The sequence below is a fragment of the Streptomyces sp. NPDC006624 genome (assembly GCF_040611555.1).
GTDB lineage: Bacteria > Actinomycetota > Actinomycetes > Streptomycetales > Streptomycetaceae > Streptomyces.
In genome coordinates this window covers 57,208-78,549 of record NZ_JBEXOM010000027.1, presented here as the reverse complement: position 1 = coordinate 78,549, position 21,342 = coordinate 57,208, and the positions used below count along the sequence as shown (strand labels likewise).

Below are 21,342 nucleotides of genomic sequence, written 5' to 3'. Positions count from 1 at the left end.
CGCAGCGCGCACGCCAAGCCATGCACCCACCGGGACCGAGAGGTCACAACCCTACCCGTGAGGGCTGCAGAAGGGATGGTCCTCTAATGAGCACCCGTACACGCCCTTGTGCCCCCGGGCTCCCCGACCCCACGAATAGCGGACAGTGGATGTCCGGTTTCGGCGCGACACTTCGACGTATGACAGCGAACTGGGCGGCCTTCGCCACCGCCGAACCGGATCTGGCCGGCACGGTCGAGAAGCGCTTCGGCGCCTACACCCACCACGTCCTCGCCACCCTCCGCAAGGACGGCTCGCCCCGCACCAGCGGCCTTGAGGTGCGGTTCCTCAACGGCGAACTGTGGCTCGGCATGATGCCGGACTCGCTCAAGGCGCTCGACCTGCGCCGCGACCCGCGCTTCGCGCTCCAGGCCAACCCGGGCGAGGGCACGGGCATGGGCGGCGGCGACGTCCGGATCAGCGGCCGGGCGATCGAGGTCGACGACGTGGCGACGAAGGCCAGATACGTCGAAGAGGTGGAACCGCCGGAGCCGTTCCACCTCTTCCGCACCGAGCTGACGGAGGTCGTGCGGACCTACGTCGAGGACGACACGTACCTCGTCGTCCAGGTCTGGAAGCCCGGCGCACCCCTGCGCACGATCAAGCGCACCTAGGGCGGACCCGGAGGGTCACTCCCACTCGATGGTGCCCGGCGGCTTCGAGGTCACGTCGAGGACGACGCGGTTGACGTCACGCACCTCGTTGGTGATGCGGGTCGAGATCCGCGCGAGGACGTCGTACGGCAGCCGCGACCAGTCGGCGGTCATGGCGTCCTCGGAGGAGACGGGGCGCAGGACGATCGGGTGGCCGTAGGTGCGGCCGTCGCCCTGGACGCCGACGCTGCGGACGTCCGCGAGCAGGACCACCGGGCACTGCCAGATGTCCCGGTCGAGACCGGCCGCGGTCAGCTCCTCACGGGCGATGGCGTCGGCCTCGCGCAGCAGGTCCAGGCGCTCCTTGGTGACCTCGCCGACGATGCGGATGCCGAGACCGGGGCCGGGGAACGGCTGGCGCTGGACGATCTCCTCCGGCAGGCCGAGCTCCTGGCCGACCATGCGGACCTCGTCCTTGAACAGCTTGCGCAGCGGCTCGATGAGCTGGAACTCGAGGTCCTCGGGCAGGCCGCCGACGTTGTGGTGGGACTTGATGTTGGCGGTGCCGGTGCCGCCGCCGGACTCGACGACGTCCGGGTAGAGCGTGCCCTGGACGAGGAACTCCACGGCCGGGCCCTGGTCGGCGATGATCTCGGCCTGGGCCTGCTCGAAGACCCGGATGAACTCGCGGCCGATGATCTTCCGCTTCTCCTCGGGGTCGGAGACCCCGGCGAGCGCCTTGAGGAACCGCTCCTCGGCGTCCACGACCTTCAGCTGCACGCCGGTCGCGGCCACGAAGTCCTTCTCGACCTGCTCGGTCTCGCCCTTGCGCATCAGGCCGTGGTCGACGTAGACGCAGGTCAGCTGGGAGCCGATGGCCTTCTGCACGAGGGCCGCGGCGACCGCGGAGTCCACACCGCCGGACAGGCCGCAGATGGCGCGCTTGTCGCCGACCTGCTCGCGGATGGCGGCGACCTGCTCCTCGATCACGTTGCCGGTCGTCCAGCTCGGGGTGAGCCCCGCGCCCCGGTACAGGAAGTGCTCCAGCACCTGCTGGCCGTGCGTGGAGTGCATCACCTCGGGGTGGTACTGCACGCCGTACAGCTTCTTCTCGTCGTTCTCGAAGGCGGCGACCGGCACGACGTCCGTGGAGGCCGTGACGGAGAAGCCCTCGGGGGCGGCGGAGCAGGCGTCGCCGTGCGACATCCAGACGGACTGCTCGGCGGGGGTGCCCTCGAAGAGGGTGGAGGACACCTTGGAGACGTGCAGCCCGGTGCGGCCGTACTCGCGGGCGCCGGTGTTGTCGACGGTGCCGCCGAGGGTCTGCGCCATCAGCTGGAAGCCGTAGCACATGCCGAAGACGGGGACGCCGGCCTCGAAGAGCTCGCGGTCCAGGCGCGGGGCGCCCTCCGCGTACACCGACGAGGGGCCGCCGGAGAGGATGATCGCCGCGGGGTTCTTCGCGAGGATCTCCCGGACCGGCATGGTGCTCGGCACGATCTCGCTGTAGACCCGCGCCTCGCGGACGCGACGGGCGATGAGCTGGGCGTACTGCGCGCCGAAGTCGACGACCAGGACGGTGTCGGCGGCGCTGGCAGCGGAAGTCGCTGATGACACGGGGTGCCTTCCGGCGGTGGGGCGGGGGTCTTGTGCCACCCGATTCTACCGGGGGGCCGCGGGGCTCCTGCCGTGCGCCGGGCAGCCGCCCCGTCTCAGGATGCGAACCGGCTTGGACGCCTCGGGCGTGCGGGGCATACTGGCCGCATGCTCACGCACCAGACGTTCGTCTTTACCTATGGCACCCGGCCCGCCGGCTGCCATGGTCGTGCTGCTTGAGCAACTGACAAGCGACTTCCCAGGCGCCCCGGGCCGACAAGGCCCGGGGCGTCTGCCGTCGTCGGGGCCTTGCCGGACCGGGGCGCCCTCAGCCGACGAGGAGCCCTTCTCATGACCGCCACCGACGTGACCGGCGCCCGTACCCCCGAGGCCGCCGGCGTGATCTCCGGAGCCCGCGAGCGGATCGACGCGCTCGACGACCGGATCATCGGCCTGATCCAGGAACGGGCGGCCGTGTCCGCCGTGATCCAGGAGGCGCGGATCGGCTCCGGCGGCCGCCGGGTGAACCTCTCCCGCGAGATGGAGGTCCTCGCCCACTACCGGCAGGCCCTCGGCAAGCCGGGCACCACGCTCGCGATGACGCTGCTGGAGCTGTGCCGCGGCAAGATCTGAAACCCCGTTCGCGGGACACACGTGCGCATCCCTCTCACCCGTACGGCGCGTGACCGTTTCCCGGGCCGGTTCGTTGGTCCCGGTGTCCGTGTCAGCCAGGCGCGGGCCCGGAAGAACCACGCGTGGCTCACTGGGGCGATGAGACGTACGGATCGTGCCGTGCGTCGTGGGACCTCGCTCCAGGGAAGTGACCGGACGGCAGGGGACAGCAGCCCGGTCACCCAAGAGAACGGCCGGCTCCGGGGACGCCCGGGGCCGGCCGGCGGACACTTGCATCGATGCACAGGGCTGGGTCAGACGGTTGCGGGCGCCGCGTTCATCCAGCACGACGCGTACACGGCCCACGTCCCCCGCGGCCACCCGCATGACCTCACTGCCAGAGACACGGACCAGCGGCGCAACCCCCCGGCGTCGCTCCCACGCACCGGCGCTGCCCTGTCGCCGGTGCTGACGAGAAGAAGGGCCCCGCGGCTCCGCCCCGCGGGGCCCTTCGTTCTGCACCGGGCTCCTCCGGCGGGGCGTCAGGTGCGGGTCAGCGTCCCGCAGTCCGCGCCGTCGCCGTCGTCGATGTCCCTGCTCCGGTCGTACGGGTCCACCGCGGGGCCGCTCGGGTCCGGCCTCGCGGAGGCGCTCGAGGAGAACACCGGGTGCAGATAGCCGTCGTACACGAAGCACGCGGAGTTGCCGATGTTCTGGTCGTACTCCACGACCAGCAGCCGGCCCTCGGTGACCCGGTAGCGCGCGGGATCGGCGAGTTCCGTCTCGATGACGCGGCGCACGATGGTGCGGGTGACCTCGGTGGAGCCGTCCGCGCGTGACACCGGGTAGACGAAGGTGTAGTCGGCGCGCACGGCGACGCCGCCGTGCGCGCCCTTCTTGAACGTCATGTGGCCGCGCGTCTTGACCACGTTCCCGACCAGCCGGATCTCGTCGGGGTCGAACCGGCTGAACAGGGTCACCGGGTCTTTCTTCTCGCTCGGCGAGCGCAGGGCGGTGCCGAGGTGGCTGATCAGGTCCGGCTGCTTGGGGTCGAGCACGGAGAACGCGGCCTCGGGGCGCTCACCGCGCAGGGTCTTCGGGTCCAGGTTGGCGCTCACCAGCAGCTTCTTGGTCAGCGTCAGCGCCTGCTTGACACGCGACGCGGAGACCGCGCCGACGGCCTTCGCCTCGGGCAGGACGATGCCGTCCTCGCCGTCGGCCCAGCGCAGGGCCGGGGAACCGGCGAAGGGCTCGTCGAGGGTGGGGGTTTCGGCGTCCTGGGCGCCGGGAGCGGCGGTGGGCGGCGCCGTCTCGGCGGGCAGCGGCGAGGCGTCGGCCCCCGATGCCCCGGTGCCGAAGGGGTCGCCGGGCAGCAGCGACGGCTTCAGCGCCACCAGCACCACGGCGACGGCGACCACGACGCCGAGGAGGGCCCACAGCCTGCGGCGCCGGGCCGCGGTCCCGTTCATCTCCTGCCAGGCGGGGCCGGTGCGCCACCCCGGGGGCACCTCCCCCCGGGCGTCCTGCTCGCGCAGCCGTTCGGTCACCATGCGCGCCCGCGCGGACGGTTCCTTCGGGGCGGAGGTGCGGATGTCCCGCTCGGTGTCGCGGGTGAACTGCTCCCAGACGTCATCGGGGAGTTCCGAGCCCGACGGCTGGCCGTCGGACGGCTTCTCAGACACGAGGGACAGATCTAAGCGGTTGATCAGCGCCTTCGCAAGAAGATCACGGGTGTGACCCAGCCCACATAAGAATTCTGTGAATGCCAGCGCAACCATTCACAGGTCTCACCGATCAAACCTGCCGAACCAAGGGCCACACCCGCGCCCCACACGCGGAGGCCTCCCCCAACGTTGCGTACCGCATCCGGCGGTACACCGGACTCTCCGAGGTCTTCATGAAGCTTCGCCGCGCCATGGCAGCAGCGGCCGCAACGGCGGTCATAGCCCCGGTGGCACTGCTCGCGGCACCGGCCGCGTACGCGACCGACGAAACGACGCCCACGCCGAGCGCCTCGGTGAGCGAGTCCGCTCCCGAGACGTCCAGCTCGCCGAGCGCGTCCGCGACCGAGTCCACGCCCGAGACGACGCCCACGCCGAGCGCCACCGTGAGCGAGTCCGCCCCGCAGACGTCCACCTCGCCGAGCGCGTCCGCCAGCGAGTCCTCCCCGGCGCCCAGCACCTCCGCCCCCGAGGAGTCGGAGGAGCCGGACCCCGAGCCCTCGATCTGCGAGGACGCCAAGGTCGACGTCAGCATCTCCGGCCTGCCGGGCAAGATCGCGGCGGGCAGCGGCTGGCACAAGTTCTCGCTGAACGTGCTGAACAACTCCGACTCCACCCTGAACGACCTCGACTTCTTCGCCGGGGCCTCCGCCGACAAGAACGGCGAGGAACTGTTCTCCAGCAAGAAGGTCCAGCTCCAGGCCTGGGACCCCCAGGACAAGATCTGGGTCGACCTCAACGAGGGCGGCTACGCGGTCGGTTACGTCGGTTACACCGACGAGCTGAAGCCCGACTACGAGGTCGACATCCCGCTGCGCCTCAACGTCAGCAAGTCCGCCCCGGTCGGCGCCGGCTTCTCGCTCGGCGCGACGATCTACGGCGACAACGACGCCGAGTGCACCGGCTTCGGTGAGGTGTCGTACAAGTTCCAGATCGTCTCCGCCGGTACGGACACCGAGGGCACCAAGCCGCAGGAAGGCGGCAAGGCGCCCGTCACCGACGAGAAGCCGAGCACCAGCACGCCGGAGGTCACCGGCAGCCTCGCCGAGACCGGCTCCAGCTCCGCCCTGCCGATGATCGGCCTGGTCGGCGGTGCCGCGGTCGTCGCCGGTGCCGGCGCGATCTTCGTCGTGCGCCGCCGCAAGGCCGGCGCCGAGGCGTAAGCCGAAAGCGGCCGTCAGGCCGTCGCACACCAGAAGAGGGACCTGCGCTCGGAGGGGGGCGCAGGTCCCTCTTCGGTTTCCTCGTGCGACTCACTCCTTGGGCGGCACCGCCGGCATCCCCAGGAACGGCAGCCGCAGCGCGCCGAACGCCTCCGCCGGGACCGCGGGGGCCTTGGGCTCGACCGGCTGGAGCCGCTCGTAGGCCGTGCCCTGCTGCGGGCGCGGGTCGGGCTCGCCCTTGTTGGGCCAGTAGGACATCGCCCGCTCGGCCTGGGCGGTGATGGTCAGGGACGGGTTGACTCCCAGGTTGGCGGAGACCGCGGCGCCGTCGACGACCGAGATGCCGGGGTGGCCGTACAGGCGGTGGTACGGGTCGATCACGCCGGTCTCGCGGGAGGCGCCGATCGGGCAGCCGCCGAGGAAGTGGGCGGTGAGCGGAGTGCCCATCAGCTCGCCGACGTTGGAGCCGGCGAAGCCGTTGATCTCGGCGGCCAGCGCCGACGCGCTCTCGGTGGCGGCCTTGATCTGCTTGGGATTCGGGGAGCCGTGGCCCTGCCGTGCGGTGAGCAGGCCGCGGCCGACGCCCGAGGGCTTGAGGTACGTCGTCAGGGAGTTGTCCAGCGACTGCATCACCAGGCCGATGATGGTCCGCTCCGACCAGCGGCGGTTGGACAGGGAGCGCAGTACGAGCACGGGGTGCTTGGCCGCGTGGGCGAGGAAGCCGAGGACCCGTGAGCTTCCCGACTTCGCCCCGGCGTAGGGGACCTGGAGGATGGACAGGCCGCCCATGGAGTTGGAGCCCTTGCCGTAGCGGACCGGCTCGACGTGGGTGCTGGCGTCGGGGTGGATGGAGGACGTGATGGCCACGCCCCGGGTGAAGTCGGCCCTGGGCACGCCGTGGGCCTTGCGGTAGCGCCGGTCGTCGGTCTGGGCGCCGACCAGGGCCTCGGAGTTGGTGCGGGTCAGTTCGCCCAGCCGGTCCGACAGGTGCGGGAGCTGCCCGCCGGCCTTCATGCGGTGCAGCAGGGTCTGTGTGCCGTAGGTGCCGGCGGCCAGCACGATGCGGCGGGCCGTGAAGGTGCGGCCACGGGCCTTGCGGCGGTCGTCGGTCGGCAGGGTGGCGACCGCGTATCCGCCGCGCGAGTCCTCGGCGACCGAGACGACCGTCGTCAGCGGGTGGACGACCGCGCCCGCCTTCTCGGCGAGGTACAGGTAGTTCTCGTTGAGGGTGTTCTTCGCGCCGTGGCGGCAGCCCGTCATGCACTCGCCGCACTCCGCGCAGGCCTTGCGCGACGGGCCCGCCCCGCCGAAGTAGGGGTCCGCGACCTCCTCGCCCGGCTTGGCCTTCACCGCGCCGTCGGCGTCCTGGCCGTCGCCGAAGAACACCCCGACGGGAGCCATGTGGAAGGTGTCGCCGCAGCCCATCCGCTCCGCGGCCGCCTTCAGGTGGACGTCCGAGGGGGTCATGGTCGGGTTCAGCCGTACGCCCAGCATGCGCCGGGCCTGGTCGTAGTACGGCTTCAGCTCCTCCTGCCAGTCGGTGATGTCACGCCACTGGGGGTCCTCGAAGAACGGCTTCGGCGGGACGTAGAGGGTGTTGGCGTAGTTGAGGGAGCCGCCGCCCACGCCCGCGCCCGCCAGGACCATGACGTTGCCCAGCAGGTGGATCCGCTGGATGCCGTACATGCCGAGCTTCGGCGCCCAGAGGTAGTTCTTGAGGTCCCAGGAGTTCCTGGGGAGGGTCTCGCGGGTGAAGCGGCGGCCTGCCTCCAGGACGCCCACCCGGTAGCCCTTCTCGGTCAGGCGCAGGGCGGTCACCGAACCGCCGAAGCCGGAGCCGACGACGATGACGTCGTAGTCGTAAGCGTCCTGAGGCACGTGTTCTCCTCGTCGAGTGTCCGTGCGGGCCGGTGGAAAGCCGTGGGGAAGAGGGTCCGTCACCGGAAGCCGAGCGCCTTCATCAGGCGCAGGCTCCTGCTCATGAACCGGGCGTACTGCTCGTCGTCCATGCCCAGCGAGGGCGCCATCGGCAGCACGCGCTGGTGGGCGACCGTCTGGGCCTCGGTGTACTTGAGGATGCCCTCGGAGCCGTGGCGGCGGCCCAGGCCCGAGTCCTTCATGCCGCCCATCGGGGACTGGACGCTGCCGTACGCGGGGGCGTAGCCCTCGTTGATGTTGACGGTGCCGGTGCGCAGGCGGGCGGCGACCTCCTGGCCGCGGCGGGCGTTCCTCGTCCAGACCGAGGAGTTCAGGCCGTACGCCGTGGCGTTGGCGCGCTCGATCACCTCGTCCTCGTCCGTGAAGCGGTAGACCGAGACGACCGGGCCGAAGGTCTCCTCCGTGCACACGGACATGTCCGTCGCGACCCCGTCGAGGATCGTGGGCTCGAAGAAGTAGGGGCCGATGTCCGGGCGGGCCACACCGCCCGCGAGCACCCTCGCGCCCTTGGCGACGGCCTCGTCCACGTGCCGGGTGACGGTCTCCAGCTGGCGTTCGCCGACCAGGGAGCCCATGTCGGCGCCGTACGCCAGGGACCTGCCCAGGCGCATGGCCCGGGTGCGGGCGGCGAAGCGCTCCAGGAAGGCGTCAGCGACCGACTCGTGGACGTACAGCCGCTCGATGGAGATGCACAGCTGGCCGGCGGAGGAGAAGCAGGCGCGCACCGCGCCGGCCGCTGCCTTCTCGATGTCGGCGTCCTCCAGCACCAGCATGGCGTTCTTGCCGCCGAGTTCGAGGGAGACGCCGACCAGCCGGGCGGCGGCGCCCCGGGCGACCTCGCGGCCGGTGCGGGTGGAGCCGGTGAAGGAGACGTAGTCGGCGTGCCGGACGACCTCGGGTCCGACGACCGGCCCTTCGCCGAGGACGACCTGGAAGACGTCGGCGGGCAGTCCGGCCTCGATGAGCAGGTCACGGGCCCACAGGGCGGTCAGGCAGGTCTCGGTGTCCGGCTTCATGACGACCGCGTTGCCCGCGGCGAAGGCCGGGAGCGCGTCGCCGACCGACAGCTCCAAGGGGTAGTTCCAGGGGGCGATCTGGCCCACCACACCGCGCGGGTGGCGCCGTTCGACGACCTTGGTGAGGGTCGGCATGGCGCCGGCGTGCCGCTTGGGGCGGAGGTAGGCGGGGGCCTTGCGGCCGTAGTGCCGGGCGGCGACCGCGACGGCCTGGACCTCCTCGTGGGCGTGCAGGCGGGCCTTGCCGGTCTCCAGCTGGATCAGGTCGAGCACCTCGGCCTGGCGCTCCAGCACCAGGTCGTGGAAGCGGAGCAGGACGGCGGCGCGCTGCCGTACCGGGGTCAGGGCCCACACGGCCTGGGCGGTGCGGGCCAGTTCGAAGGCCCGTGCCACGTCCTCGGGTGTCGACTCGGGGAGGTCGGCCAGCTTCTCACCGGTGAACGGCGTGTGGTTGGCGGTCCGTCCGGAGCCGGCCACGCCCTTGGTGAGCTGGGCGACCAGCTCGGGGGTGACCACGTCGGCGGCGGTGCGAGCGCCCTCCGGGGCGGGGGCGAGGGGGTTCGTTCCGGTGGGTGCCGTCCCGGTGTCTGCCGTCTTCTCAGCGGCCTGCGCGTCCGTCATGTCGCGCAGAGTATGCCCCGGAGGAGCCTTTGGGTACCCGTCGGTAATACGGCTTCACCGAGTGCACACACCCCGCCAGTGGCTGCTGGCAACAAACGTGCTGATCAGGGCTTGTGCGCTGACCGGTTGAGATGGTTCAGCCCTTTGCCATCCCGAGACGGTCCCGGGCGCCGCGGAACAGCGCGGTGCCTTCCTCCTCCTCGGGGGTGCCCCGGGGCATGTCGACGCGCAGTTCGTAGAGGCGGTCGTCGTCGGTGCGCACGAGCACGCGCAGGTCCCGCCTGGGGTCCTCGCCCCGGTCGTACGCGGTGTCGGCGAGGACGGCTTCCCGGCCCTGGACGCCGGTGCGGGTGTACCGCGTCTCTCCCCCGGCCCGGGGTGTCCTCCTGGCCTGTTCCATCGGGGTGGCCGGGGCCTTGTCCCAGTAGAGGAGGCGGAGCCGGATGGTGCCGCCCCGCTCGTCGCCGTAGAGCACGGTGCGGGGGCTGCCGGCGGCGCCGCCGGTCCTGTCCAGCGGGCGGTAGTGGCGCGGGAGGTGGAGGACGGCCGCGAGGTCCGGCTCGGGATGCGGGGTCCAGGAGTCCGTCGCGTCGGCGGCCGGCCCGGCGCTCTCCGCGCTGCTGGGGTCGGCGAACTGGGTGGCGGCGCCCATGCCCCCGGCGAGCAGCGCGCCGAGCAGGGCGAGGGGCGCGGGGCGCAGCAGCCCGTGGCGTCTGGGCGGCTCCTCCGCTGCGGGGGCCGTGTCCGCGGGCGGTTGCGGGCCGGGGCCGGCGGCCGGCTCCGGTGCGTCTTCGGCCGCCCGGTCCGCGGGAGGCGCCGGCGCCGCGGGCGTCAGGGGCAGCGGCCCGGCCACCGCTTCCAGTTCCCTCGCCACGTCGGCGGCGTCCGGCCGCTGTTGGGGGTTCGGCGCCAGCAGCCGTACGATCAGCGGCCCGAGCGGCCCGGCCCGCTGCGGCTCGGGCGGTGCGGCGGCGAGGACCGCGGCGGCGGTGTCCTCGCCGGTGGCCCGGCCGAACGGGGACACGCCCTCGACGGCGGTGTACAGCAGGACCCCCAGCGACCACAGGTCGGACGCGGGGCCGGCGATACGGCCGGACAGCCGCTCGGGGGCGACGAACTCGGGCGAGCCGCTGAACTCCCCGCTGCCGCCGCTGCCTTCCTCGCCCGGCGCGTGCGCGATGCCGAAGTCGGTGACGACGACGCGCGGGGGCCGTCGCTGGCCGGACGTGTCCTGGAGCGGCTCGGGGGCGAGCAGCACGTTGGCCGGTTTCACGTCCCGGTGCACGATGCCGACGGAGTGCGCGGCGCGCAGGGCGCCCAGGACCCAGAGCCCGATCCGGGCGGCTTCGTCCACGTCGACGGGGCCGCGCCGCAGCGTCTCGTGCAGGGACTCGCCCGGCACCAACTCCATCACGATCCAGGGCAGTCCGTCGAGCGCCTCGGCCGCGTCGAGTTCGTCGGGGCCCTTGGGACCCGGACGGTCGTCGTGCCGCTCCGGTTCGACGACCACGTCGTGGATGGCGACGGCCGCCGGGTGGTCGACGCGGGCGGCGGCCCTGGCCTCGCGGTGCAGCCGGTGGGCCGCCCGACGGTGGCTCTCGTCCTCCGGTTCGCCCGGCAACCGGGGCTGTCTGACGGCGACCTCGCGCTGCACGAGCTCGTCGTGGGCCCGCCAGACGGTTCCCGTGCCGCCGGAGCCGATGCGCTCGACCAGCCGGTACCGCCCGCCGACCAGCCGGCCCCGGGCGTCGTCCGTCCCGCCCCCGTCGTTGCTCATGCCCCATCAGTACCGTGCGGGGCGGGCCCTTGTCGACGCGGGGCGTTTGCAGGGGTGTTGGGCGGGCGGATCAGGTCCCGTCGATGTCCAGGTTGGCGATCGCCGTGCTCGCCACCTCACGTCCGCGGTCGGTGAAGTCGCCCTTGCCGGGGTAGCTGACGGTCAGCTTGTACAGGTCGCCGCCGGAGGTCCGGTAGTAGAAGATCCGCAGTTCGCGGGGGCGGGGGTCGTCGTTGTCGTCGGTGGTGTAGACGACGGTGTTCTCGGCGGCCTTCTTGCCTCTGTACGTGGTCACCTTGGGGTCGGTCCGGTCCGCGCCGTCCCCCATGTCCAGCTTGTAGTCGCCGTTCTCCTTGAGTCGGGTGTCGTCGTCGTACATCTCGGCGGCCGCGGAGCCCGCGATGGTGCCGCCGGTGTCCTCGGCCTTCTTGTCGAGGGTCAGGCCGATCCAGATGCTGCCGCTCCAGTCGGAGTAGCGGACCCAGTGCCCCTCGTCGGTCTCCCGTTCGGGGACGGCCCGCTGGTAGTCGGTCGGGAACGCCAGCGACGCGGCGAGGTCCTTCTCGTGGCGGACCTTCCAGCCCTCGGGCAGCGGCCCGGCGAACGGGTCGGCGAGCACCAGGTACGCCGCCACCGCCGCCGCGACGACGGCCGCGCCGAGTCCGGTCCACGCCCTGCGGCCGAGCCGGAACCCCCGGCCGCCGGCATCCCGGCCGTCACCGCCCCGGCCCGTGACCTGGACGACCTGGGTGGGCTGGGGAGCCGGCGGCCGGGCCGCCGCCTCCAGCAGGGCCCGTACCCGCGCGGCGTCCGGGCGGCGGGCCGGGTCCTTGTCCAGCAGGCCGTTGACGGCCTCGGCGAGCGGGCCGCGGACGGAGGGCGGCGCGGGCGTGGCGTTGAGGACGGACTGGAGCGTGGCCGGGGTGTTGCTGCGGCGGAACGGGGAGACGCCCTCCGTCGCCGCGTACAGCACCACACCGAGGGACCACAGGTCGCTGGCCGGGCCGGGGCGCTGGCCCAGCACCCGCTCGGGCGCGATGTACTCGGGCGAGCCCACGAAGCCGCCGGTGTCGGTCAGATTGGTCTCGCCCTCGATCTGGGCGATGCCGAAGTCGGTGAGGACGACCCGGTCGTAGCGGCCGAGCAGCACGTTGTCCGGCTTCACGTCGCGGTGCAGGACGCCCGCCGCGTGCGCCGCCTCCAGCGCGCCGAGCACCTCCAGGCCGATCCGTGCGGCCTCGCGCGCGGACAGCGTGCCCTCCTGGAGGACGTCGCCCAGCGAACGGCCCTGGACCAGCTCCATCACGATCCACGGCCGGCCGTCCACGACCGCGACGTCGTGGACGTCGACGACGGCCGGGTGGTCCAGCCGGGCCGCGGCGCGCGCCTCGCGGCGCATCCGCTCGTAGGCATTGGCACGTTCGCGGTCGGGAAGGTGGTCCGGGACGCGCGGCTCCTTGACGGCGACCTCGCGGTCCACCGTCTCGTCCTTGGCACGCCACACCGTGCCCATGCCGCCGTGCCCGAGCTTGGCGATCAGCCGGTAGCGCCCGGCGACGAGACGCCCGGCACCGGGATCCTCGGCCGCGGGAGCCGCCGCCGGCGACGGCACGGCCCGGGTGGGCGAGGCGGCCGGGGCCGCGTACGGGTTGCCCGCCACCGGCGTCTGCGGGTTCGGCGGTTGCAGAACGAAACTCGTCGGTTCTTCGGCCCCGGGTCGGGCTCCCCCGTTGTTGCTCATGGTTCATCCATATCGCGCCGGGCGCTCGCGTATCCACCACGGACGCGAGCCGGTCACCGACCCGTGACTTCGGCTGGGGGCTTTTCCTCCCCTTTGCGGCGGTACAGGGCCTGGCGGGGCGGTCAAGGGGAGGAGGGGCGAGAGCGGTCACGGAGAGGAGGGGCGGGGGCGGTCAGGGAGAGGAGAGGCGGGGGCGGTCACGGAGAAGAGGGGCGGGGGCGGTCAAGGGGAGGAGAGGGGCGGGGTCGTGAGGGCCGAGGCGGTCGGGGTTGAGGACCCGGCGGTGGGCGTCCGGGCCGAACTCGTCGGCGCCGGGAGCTGGTCGCCGCCGCCCTCCCTCATCAGCAGCGCCACCGCCGACACTCCCGCCCCGGCCATGGCGGCGACCAGCAGCGCGGCCACCAGCACGCGGCGCGCGGGCTGGCGCAGGAACGGCTCCTCCGGGCGCGGCGGGACGGGCGCGTCCGGCGGCGGCCCGGCCTGCTGCCGGGCGGCGCGGTCCTGCGCCCGTCCCGTGGCCGTGTCCGCCGTCCGGTACCCGGGCGGCGGCACCTGCGGCATCAGGCCCGTGGCGCGGAAATCGCGCAGCATCCGCTCCGCCCGGTCCGCGTCCAGCCGCCGGTCCGGATCGCGTTCGAGCAGGCCGTGCACGACGGGCAGCAGCGGCCCGGCCTGCGGGGGCGGCTGGATGTCACCGACCACGACCGCGTGCAGGACACCGCCCAGCGAGTCGCGGTGGAACGGCGACTCCCCGCTGAGCGCCGCGCACAGCAGTGCGCCCAGCGACCACAAGTCGGACTCGGGCCCGGTCCGGGCCCCGGACATCCGCTCGGGCGCGGTGTACTCGGGTGAGCCGACGAAGGAGTTGTTCTCGGTGAGCGTGGGGGCGCCCTGCACCTGGGCGATGCCGAAGTCGGTCAGGACGACCCGGTCGGTGCCGGCCTCCAGCAGCACGTTCTCGGGCTTGAGGTCGCGGTGCAGGACCCCGGAGGCGTGCGCCGCCCGCAACGCCCCGAGCAGGGCGATGCCGATGCGCGCGGCCTCGGCGGCGTCGACCGGACCCCGCCCGGCGAGCCGGTCGGCGAGGGAACCTCCCTCGATCAACTCCATGACGATGTAGGGGCGTTCGTCGTCCTCCACGACGTCGTGGACCACGATGATGTGCGGGTGGCTCAGCTGGGCCACGGCCCGGGCCTCACGCAGCGTCCGGTCCCGCTGGCGGCGCGCCTCCGCCGCGGAGAGCGACGGGTCGTGGGGGAGCTCCTTGACGGCCACGCCCCGGCCGAGCAGCTGGTCGGTCGCCCGCCAGACCACGCCCATGCCTCCGCGCCCGAGCCTCTCCTCGAGCCGGTAACGGCCCGCGACGACACGCATGCTGTGCCCCTCGGTCCCCATGCGGCCATCATGCCCCACCGGACGGAGCCGCTCCGGGAGCGCCGGAGCGCGGGTGGCCGAAACCGGCGGCCCCGGGTCAGCGGGCCCGTCACCTCAGGAGGTCTTCTCCTGCCAGCCCTGGAGCAGCGAGGTGAACTGCTTGCGTGCCTCGGCCCAGTCGGCCGCGGGCGACGACATGTAGAGCGCGTACTCGGTGCCGTCGCGGGCGACGTACGTCTCCTCGATGGCGCGGCGCGGACCGGGGAACTCCGTGTCCTTGGCCTGAGCGGTCCAGGTGTACTCCCACAGCGCGCCGTCCCGGTCGCGGTAGACGTTGCGCTTGAGCTGGACCCTGCGGTAGTCGACCAGCCGCTGCAACTGCTGCTCCAGGTCGAGCTGGTGGGCGTACGGGTCGGCGAAGTCGGGTGAGGTGTCGACGGCGATCCGGACGAAGTGCCGTCCGCCGTCGGGCGTGTAGTCGATCTGCCGGAGCTCGCCCTGCGGGCCGAACGTCTGGCGCTTCCAGCCTTCGGGCAGGTAGAGGCTGAAACCCGCGGGGTCGTCGTGGCGGGTCCAGCCGGCCGGGACCGATCCCCCGGGGCGCGCCGGGCTCGTGGCGCTCTGCGTACCGGAGGCGCCGTCCGGCGTCGTCCGGCCCTCGCCGAACTGCTGCAGCACGACCGCCGTGCCGCCGCCGATGACGGCCGCGAGCGCGACGACGAGGGCGAGGGTGCGCAACCGCCGCCGACGCCCCGACGGGGGCGGCCCATAGCCCTGCCGGCCGTGTCCCTGGGGGCCGTGTCCCTGGGGGCCGTGTCCGTGGGGGCCGTGTGTCTGCAGGCCGTGTGCCTGCGCGCCGTGTCCCTGAAGACCGTTCGGCTGCGGGCCGTTCGGGGCCGGGCCGACCGTGGTGGGGCCGGTGACCGGGGTGCCGGCCGTGGGGGTGCCGGCCGTGGTGCCGACAGCGCCCCTCCCGGTGGCCGAGGTGCCGGCCAGCGGTGGCAGCGGCGTGCGGGTGTGCGAGGCGGCACCGCCGACGGTCGCGCCGCCGACGGTTCCGGTGCCGACGGTGCCCGTGCCGACGGTGCCCGTGCCGGTCGCACCCGTACCGCCGTCGGCATCCCGGTGGGCGTCCCGGTGGGCGTCACCGTAGGCATCCCGGTACGGCGTCGTCCCCCCGTACTGCGCCGGCACGTACGCCGGTGCGCCGCCCGGCCGCCGCCCCTCCGCCGCCTCGGCGAGCATCCGCTCGGTCTCGGACGCGTCGGGGCGAGTGGCGGGATCCTTGCGCAGCAGGGCGGTGATGACGGGCGTGAGCGGGCCGGCGTGCCGCAATTCCCCCGCCTCCTCCTCGACCACCGCCTGCATGGTGGTCAGCGGGGTGGTCCGGCGGAACGGCGAGCGGCCCTCGACCGCCGTGTAGAGCGTGGCGCCGAGGGCCCAGAGGTCCGAGGACGGGCCGGGGTCGTGGCCGCGTACGCGCTCCGGCGCGAGGTAGTCGACCGAGCCGACGACCTCCCCGGTGCGCGTGATGGTCGTGTCGCCCTCGATCTGGGCGATGCCGAAGTCGGTGAGAAGCACGCGCCCGTCGTGGCCGAGCAGGACGTTGCCCGGCTTGACGTCGCGGTGCAGGACGCCGGCGGTGTGCGCGGCGCGCAGTGCCCGCAGCACCCACAGGCCGACGCGTGCCGCCTCGCGCGGCTCGACGCGGCCTTCCTCCTTGACCGCGTCGGCCAGCGAGCGGCCCTCGACCAGTTCCATCACGATCCACGGCCGGCCGTCGTGTTCCGCGACGTCGTGCACGGTGACGACCGCGGTGTGGCTGATCCGGGCGGCGGCCCGGGCCTCGGCCCGGGTGCGGGCCAGCAGAATGGCCCGCTCGCTCTCGGAGACGTAGAGGGCGGCCGTCAGCTCCTTGATGGCGACGGACCGGTGCAGCACCTCATCGTGGGCACGCCACACCCGGCCCATGCCGCCGCTCCCGATGGCGTCGGCCAGCCGGTAGCGGCCCGCGACGAGCAGGCCCTGCATCTGATTCACGTTGCCCCGCAATGGTCTTGACAGGGTCAGCGTAAGGACAGGCCCTCACCCAGGGAACAAGCGGGGTGGCACGGTGACCGCACTGTGACGGTTGCCGCCTGCCGGGACGCGGGGTGCGAGGAGCACGGCGGCCGCACCGGCGGGTACGGGAGGGTACGGACGGGTACGGGCGCCGGGCCGGGTGCTCACCCCGTCGGCTTGTAGGTCGCCGCCGCCTGCTCGAACAGCCGGGTCACCCGGTCGCGTTCGGACTCCGGGCCGCGCACCTGGACCACGTGGTAGCGGCCGTCGACGAGCATGGCCAGGTTGCGCACGTACAGCTCGCCGCCGTCGGCAGCGGTCCAGGTGAACTGGCCCTCGGCCATGGTCCGTCCGCCCACCTCTATCGTCTTCAGACCGGTGGAGGTGGCCCAGCTGGAGTCGCGGTAGGGCTGCAACTCCCGCTCCCGTTCCCGCTGGTAGTCCATCGGGTCGCTGCCGTACTCCGACGCGCTGTCCCGGCCCGGGACGACGATGAGCTCGAAGTCGCCCCCCGCGTAGACGACCTGGCCGTCGCTGCCGCGCGAGGTGCGGTCCCAGCCCTTGGCGACGGCGACCTGGAACCCGGCCGAGTCCTTGCGCAGGGTGAAGCCGCCGGCGACATCGGGGCCGGTGGTCTGCGTCTCGGTGGAACCCGCCGACGTCGACGGGCTCTTCTCCGGCGCGGGCGAGGTCTGGTCCGGCTTCGGCTCGCTGCTGGCGTCCGGCTCGGGCACCTCGCCGGTCTGGCCCGCGGCACCGGTGCGGTCCGCGCCCTGCTCGCCACCGGTGTCCGACTTGGGCATGAACAGCACGGCGTAGGCGATCGCGGCGGCCATCGCCAGCAGCACCAGCAGAAGCAGGGTGCGGCCGAGACTGCGCGGCGAACGGGACTCCTTGGCCCGCTTGTGCCGCCCGTGGTGCGCGGGCAGCCCGGCGCGCCGCCTGCGCACGAGCTCGCCCCGGCGGCGTACGACGGGCAGCCGGGCGGCGTCGACGGGCGGCGCCGCGACGACGTGCACCCCGGCCTCCGGCTCCGGCGCCGAGCGCACGAGCGAGCGCAGCCAGCCGCGCAGCTCCTCGAAGTCCGGGCGCTCTGTGGGGTCCTGGCGCAGCAGCGACTCCACGACCGGCCGCAGCGGCCCGCACTCCTCGGCGTAGGCGGGCGGTTCCGCGCACACCATCTGCACCAGCTCGGCCGTCGACTCCTCCGGGTAGGGCGCGTGCCCCTGGACGGCCCGGAACAGCAGCGCGCCGAGCGCCCACAGGTCGGTCGCGGGGCCGATCGGCGCGGCCAGCTGCCAGTTCTCGTGCACCGGTCCGGCCTGCTCCGGCGCCCAGCGCTCGGTCACCGGACCGACGACGGCCATCCGCGCCTGCCGCGCCCGCTCGGCGGCCAGGGCCGTGGCCGGGCCGCGCCGGGGGGCGGGGGTGTCGGCCACCAGGTCGTCCCAGCGGGTGGACTCCGGGCGGGCGGACTCCGAGCGGACGGACTCCGAACGGACGGACTCCGGGCGGGCGGACTCCGAGCGGGTGGGCTCCGAGGGCTGCGCGGCCGCGGGGAGCGCCGCCTGCTCCCGGCCCTGCGGCAACGGGGTGGCACCGCGCGGTGCGGCGCCGTGCCAGCCGGTCGGCCGCGGGTTGCCGGCCACTCCGTAGGGGTCGGCGATCCGGCCCGGCGCGGACGCCTCGGGAGCGCCGCCCTGTCCGGGGACGTACGGCGACTGCGCCGGGACCGTGCCGTGGTCCGGCCCGGGGCGCGTCCCCGGCAGGGCCGCCCGCCCGTTCTGCTGGGCTTCCTGGACCCGGGCGGCGGCGCGGGCCCCGGCCCGGTAGGCGGCGATCGCCCCGGCGCGCGCGGCCCGCGGGTCCTCGCTGTCGTCCGCGCTCCGGCGCGCCGGTACGGCCATGCTCCCGCCCGCCGCGTCCACCCCGGCCGCCGGCAGCCCCCTGGCCTCCCGCGCCTCTATCGCGGCACGCCGCGCGGCCTCGGGATCACCGATACCGCCTGGACCACCCGTGCCGCCGATACCGCCGGGACCACCGGCACCCGTGAGCCCGCCAGGACCACCGGCACCCCCGACAAGACCGGCACCCTCGACCAGCCCAGCGCCCTCGACCAGCCCGGCGCCGCCCGGCTGTCCCGGTCCCTGCCCGGCGTCGTCGAAGGCCGGGGCCGGCACCGGGTCGTACCCGCACAGTGCCTCTTCCGCCGCGCCCACCGCGAGCCCGGTCAGCATCACCCGGCCGTCCTCGCAGACCAGCACCGTCCGGGCCGTGATGTTCCGGTGCACCCAGCCGTGCGCGTGCAGCACCCGCAGCGCCATCAGCACGTCGGAGGCGACCTCGGCCGCCCGGTACGGCGTCAGGGGCTTCTCGGCGAGCAGCGCCGCCAGCGGACGCGCGGCCACCAGCTCGCTGACGATCCACAGGGAACCGCCCTCGGCGAACACGTCGAAGACCTGGTCCAGCCGGGGGTGGTCGGGTATCGCCGCGGCGGCCTGCGCGGCCTCGACGGCCCGCCGTACCACCGGATCCGTGGGCCGCCGCACCGCCGGACGCCCACCCGGACGCGCCCCGGGCCGCCGCACCCCGCCGTCGCGTGCCGTGAAACCGTCGGGCAGGCCGTCCGCGTCGAGGACCTCGGCCTCGACCACTTCCGGCAACGGCACCTGACGGACCAGGACTTCCTGCCCGCTGTAGGTGTCGAAGGCGCGGGACTCGGTGAGTTCGTACTCGTCGGACGGCGGCAGCGGCAGGCGGTAACGGTCGGCGAGAACCCGTCCCGCATAGTCGTCCACGTTGCCTCCCCCGTCAGCCCGGTCGGTCACATCCGTTCGCCCAGCGGTCCGTTCCGGCTGCGCACGGTCCGCAAACATTCACGATACGTGCCGCAGGCAACCCGCAATGTGGTGATGCCAGATCTGCCTCCCCAAACCCGGGGCGGCTCATGCTCAGGACTTGGGTTCGAAGGTCCGGGTCAGCGTGCGCCAGGTCTGCTTGCGCAGCTTGCCGTCCCAGTCGGCCGCCTTCGCGGTGTACATCAGCGCGTATCCCTGCCGGTCGCTGACCACGAAACCCCGGTCGATCGTCCGGTACTTGGTACCGCCGTCGGAGTAGGTGAACTCCCAGTCCGCCGCCTTCCAGCCGCGGTAGTCCACCTCCTGGATACGGATCCTCTGGTACTGGGCGCGCCGCATGTAGCGCTCCTGGTTCTTCCAGTCGGCGACCGGGTCGCCCTTGGGCGTGGACGTCCAGGCGATGAGCAGCTTCTGCCCGTCGGGGCCGGTGAACCGGTCGCCCGCGGCGTCCGAGGACCCGTACTTCCAGCCCTTCGGCAGGCCGATCGAGTAGCCCTGGGTGCCCTTGTGGGTCGACACCTCGGTGGTGTCCTCCTCGTCGGAGCCGCCCGAGCCCGCTCCGGCGCCGGAGGAGGCACTGGGCGTGCCGTTCGAGGCGGGGCCTGACGGCGCGGGCTTGGTCTCCGCGCCGTCCGTGCGGGTGCCGTCGCTCTCGTCGCCCTTGGTGTCGGCGCTGCCGGACGCGGTGGCGACGGTCTTGCCGCCCTTGCCGGAAGCACCTTCGGAGCCCTTGTCGTCGTCCCCGTCGAGCACGAGGGCGAGCACCGTGCCGATCACGGCCAGCGCCACCACCACGGCGATAATCACAAGGGTCCGCCGCGGCACCACGTCGGTGAGCGGCGCCCGGGCCACCGGCCGCGGCGGCAGGTCCGGCGGCGGCATGACGGGCCACCCCGAACTACGCCCGCCGGAAGCGGACTTCGCGTCCTGGCCGCCCCGCTCACCGGCCCCGCCGGCGGCCGGCGTGGAGCCCGGCACCGCACCCGACGGCGCCGACGACTGCGCCTGCGCCGCGGCCGCACCCGCAGCCCCGGCCTTGGGCGTCCTGCTCTCCTTGCCGGAGGCCGCCGCGGAGTCGGAGCCGGCCGAGGCGGCGGCCGCCGATCCGGCCGCGGCCTTGCGCACGGAACGCAGCGCCCCGCGCAGCCGCTCCCCGGCCTCCTCGCCCCGCTTGGCCCCGGACGAGGCCCCCTTGCCCGAGGACCTGTCCGGCTGCGCGGGCAGCGGCACGACCTTCGTCGCGTCCAGCGGCTCCGCGTCGCCCTTCTCGGGCGCGTGGATGACCTTGTTGAGCATCGCCCGGGCGCCCGCGTCGTCGAGGCGCTGGGCGGGGTCCTTGGTGAGCAGGCCGTGGATGACCTCCGTCAGCGGGCCCGCGTTCCTCGGCTCCTCCAGCGGCTCGGTCATCACGGCCGTCAGCGTCGCTATGGCCGACCCCTTGTCGTACGGGGGTGCGCCCTCCACCGCCGCGTACAGCAGCCCGCCGAGCGACCACAGGTCGGCCGCCGGACCCGGCTTGTGCCCGCGCGCCCGCTCCGGGGAGATGTAGGAGGGCGCGCCGACGAGCATGCCGGTCGAGGTGATGGACGGGTCGCCCTCGACCTGGGCGATGCCGAAGTCGGTGAGCACGACCCGGCCGTCCTCGGCGATCAGCACGTTCGACGGCTTCACGTCGCGGTGCAGGATGCCCTCGCGGTGCGCGGAGCGCAGCACGTCCAGCACGGCGAGTCCGACCTCGGCGGCACGCCGGGGTTCGAGCAGGCCGTCCTCACGGATGACCTCGGCGAGGGACTTGCCCTCGACGAGCTCCATGACGATCCAGGGCCGGTCGTCCTCCTGGACGACGTCGTAGACCGTCACCGCGCTCTTGTTGCGGATCCGCGCGATCGCCTTGGCCTCGCGCAGCGTCCGCGTGATCAGCCGCCGCTTCTCGTCCTCGTCGATGTTCGTCGGGAACCGCAGCTCCTTGACGGCGACCGTCCGCCCGAGGGTCTCGTCCTGGGCTCGCCAGACCGTGCCCATGCCCCCGCGGCCCAGCACCTTGCCCAGCCGGTAACGCCCCGCGAGGAGACGCTCCGTGGTGTCCTGACGAGTGTCCTGACGAGATGTGCCCGCCCGCTCCGCCTCCGACATGCGTCCCCTCATACAACCCGCCCTGACAGAGGCTCCATTGTCTCTCACCCGACAAGTGCCCAGTGCCCAGGGTGCCCGGGTGGATGCCTCACAGGTCCC

Annotated in this window: 13 protein-coding genes; 3 read left to right on the top strand and 10 right to left on the bottom strand. The window is 73.5% G+C overall.

The window, feature by feature from the left end; genetic code table 11:
* Positions 1-179: 179 nt before the first annotated feature.
* Entirely contained in the window at positions 180-653 is a 474-nt protein-coding gene (locus ABZY20_RS33460) for a pyridoxamine 5'-phosphate oxidase family protein (RefSeq protein ID WP_356446649.1), read from the top strand.
* A 15-nt stretch (positions 654-668) separates the two neighbouring features.
* Here ABZY20_RS33460 and guaA read toward each other — a convergent pair whose 3' ends face one another.
* A complete protein-coding gene (guaA, locus tag ABZY20_RS33455; RefSeq protein ID WP_356446647.1) occupies positions 669-2,249 on the bottom strand; it encodes a glutamine-hydrolyzing GMP synthase in 1,581 nt (526 codons plus the stop codon).
* Between the two features lie 330 nt (positions 2,250-2,579).
* Between guaA and ABZY20_RS33450 the strand changes: the two genes are divergently transcribed.
* A complete protein-coding gene (locus tag ABZY20_RS33450) occupies positions 2,580-2,861 on the top strand; it encodes a chorismate mutase (protein ID WP_356446645.1) in 282 nt (93 codons plus the stop codon).
* Positions 2,862-3,382: 521 nt separating this feature from the next.
* Here the strand turns inward: ABZY20_RS33450 and ABZY20_RS33445 are convergent.
* Entirely contained in the window at positions 3,383-4,522 is a 1,140-nt protein-coding gene (locus ABZY20_RS33445) for a hypothetical protein (RefSeq protein ID WP_356446643.1), read from the bottom strand.
* A 215-nt stretch (positions 4,523-4,737) separates the two neighbouring features.
* On the opposite strand from ABZY20_RS33445, the gene ABZY20_RS33440 reads away from it, so the two are divergent.
* Positions 4,738-5,724, top strand: coding sequence for an LAETG motif-containing sortase-dependent surface protein (locus tag ABZY20_RS33440; protein WP_356446641.1), 987 nt, complete (start codon positions 4,738-4,740; stop codon positions 5,722-5,724).
* 90 nt (positions 5,725-5,814) lie between these two features.
* On the opposite strand, the gene ABZY20_RS33435 is transcribed toward ABZY20_RS33440, so the two are convergent.
* The 8 genes from ABZY20_RS33435 to ABZY20_RS33400 all read right to left on the bottom strand — a co-directional run bounded on the left by ABZY20_RS33435 (position 5,815) and on the right by ABZY20_RS33400 (position 21,243).
* The gene (locus tag ABZY20_RS33435; RefSeq protein ID WP_356446639.1) at positions 5,815-7,602 is read right to left on the bottom strand and encodes a GMC family oxidoreductase; all 1,788 of its coding nucleotides are present in this window, start codon (positions 7,600-7,602) and stop codon (positions 5,815-5,817) included.
* 59 nt (positions 7,603-7,661) lie between these two features.
* Positions 7,662-9,299 (bottom strand): succinic semialdehyde dehydrogenase, encoded by a 1,638-nt coding sequence (locus tag ABZY20_RS33430; RefSeq protein ID WP_356446637.1) that lies wholly within the window; start codon positions 9,297-9,299, stop codon positions 7,662-7,664.
* 136 nt (positions 9,300-9,435) lie between these two features.
* Entirely contained in the window at positions 9,436-11,076 is a 1,641-nt protein-coding gene (locus tag ABZY20_RS33425) for a serine/threonine-protein kinase (protein ID WP_356446636.1), read from the bottom strand.
* A gap of 70 nt (positions 11,077-11,146) precedes the next feature.
* Positions 11,147-12,817, bottom strand: a complete 1,671-nt coding sequence (locus tag ABZY20_RS33420) for a serine/threonine-protein kinase (RefSeq protein ID WP_356446634.1) — start codon at positions 12,815-12,817, stop codon at positions 11,147-11,149.
* Between the two features lie 222 nt (positions 12,818-13,039).
* Positions 13,040-14,191, bottom strand: coding sequence for a serine/threonine-protein kinase (locus tag ABZY20_RS33415; RefSeq protein WP_356446633.1), 1,152 nt, complete (start codon positions 14,189-14,191; stop codon positions 13,040-13,042).
* A gap of 114 nt (positions 14,192-14,305) precedes the next feature.
* The gene (locus ABZY20_RS33410; protein ID WP_356446661.1) at positions 14,306-16,222 is read right to left on the bottom strand and encodes a serine/threonine-protein kinase; all 1,917 of its coding nucleotides are present in this window, start codon (positions 16,220-16,222) and stop codon (positions 14,306-14,308) included.
* Positions 16,223-16,416: 194 nt separating this feature from the next.
* Positions 16,417-19,050: a protein kinase gene (locus ABZY20_RS33405; protein WP_356446631.1), complete on the bottom strand. Its 2,634-nt coding sequence runs from the start codon at positions 19,048-19,050 to the stop codon at positions 16,417-16,419.
* A 153-nt stretch (positions 19,051-19,203) separates the two neighbouring features.
* Positions 19,204-21,243, bottom strand: coding sequence for a serine/threonine-protein kinase (locus ABZY20_RS33400; protein ID WP_356446629.1), 2,040 nt, complete (start codon positions 21,241-21,243; stop codon positions 19,204-19,206).
* Between the last annotated feature and the right edge of the window lie 99 nt (positions 21,244-21,342).

Coding starts and splice junctions, on each gene's coding strand:
- ABZY20_RS33430 (WP_356446637.1), bottom strand. CDS start 9,299: ATGACGGACGCGCAGGCCGCTGAGAAGACGGCAGACACCGGGACGGCA.
- ABZY20_RS33450 (WP_356446645.1), top strand. CDS start 2,580: ATGACCGCCACCGACGTGACCGGCGCCCGTACCCCCGAGGCCGCCGGC.
- ABZY20_RS33410 (WP_356446661.1), bottom strand. CDS start 16,222: ATGCAGGGCCTGCTCGTCGCGGGCCGCTACCGGCTGGCCGACGCCATC.
- ABZY20_RS33400 (WP_356446629.1), bottom strand. CDS start 21,243: ATGTCGGAGGCGGAGCGGGCGGGCACATCTCGTCAGGACACTCGTCAG.
- ABZY20_RS33415 (WP_356446633.1), bottom strand. CDS start 14,191: ATGCGTGTCGTCGCGGGCCGTTACCGGCTCGAGGAGAGGCTCGGGCGC.
- ABZY20_RS33460 (WP_356446649.1), top strand. CDS start 180: ATGACAGCGAACTGGGCGGCCTTCGCCACCGCCGAACCGGATCTGGCC.
- ABZY20_RS33440 (WP_356446641.1), top strand. CDS start 4,738: ATGAAGCTTCGCCGCGCCATGGCAGCAGCGGCCGCAACGGCGGTCATA.
- ABZY20_RS33425 (WP_356446636.1), bottom strand. CDS start 11,076: ATGAGCAACGACGGGGGCGGGACGGACGACGCCCGGGGCCGGCTGGTC.
- ABZY20_RS33420 (WP_356446634.1), bottom strand. CDS start 12,817: ATGAGCAACAACGGGGGAGCCCGACCCGGGGCCGAAGAACCGACGAGT.